A 501-nucleotide genomic window follows, 5' to 3' on the forward strand; every position below is an offset into this window, starting at 1 on the left:
TCGAAGAACCGGCACGGTCGCTTCCGCGACAGCGATCTGCTGCGCGAGGTCTTCGAGACGACGGTTCGACGCTGCATGGCGGAAGGGCTGGTCGGTGGCGAGGGATTTGCGGTCGACGCCAGCCTGATCAAGGCCGATGCCAATCGCCAGAACGGCGTGCCCGGCAAGGATGGGCTGGCGCCCGAGGCCGCCAACCATGCGGTGCGCGAGTATCTGGCCGTGTTGGACGATGCGGCCTTCGGCGCGGCGACGCCGGTCGTGCCCAAGTTCCTCTCGCCAGCTGACCCTGCCGCACGCTGGACGGCTGCCCATGGCGGGCAAGCCTTCTTCGCCTATGCGACCAACTATCTGATCGACCTGAAGCACGCCGTCATCATGGATGTGGAGGCGACCACGGCTGTGCGGCAGGCCGAGGTCGGCGCCGCGCGGACCATGATCGAGCGCACCCAGGACAGGTTCGGCACCTGGCCCGAGAAGCTGGTCGCGGACGCAGCCTATGGC

1 protein-coding gene is annotated in these 501 nt (G+C 67.9%); it reads left to right on the forward strand.

Annotation, left to right across the window (positions count from 1 at the left end; genetic code table 11):
- On the forward strand, positions 1 to 501 hold a 501-nt coding region (locus tag AC1DGP_RS35320), incomplete at both ends, for a transposase (protein WP_476833307.1).

The organism is Allobosea sp. 05T433 (assembly GCF_056396065.1).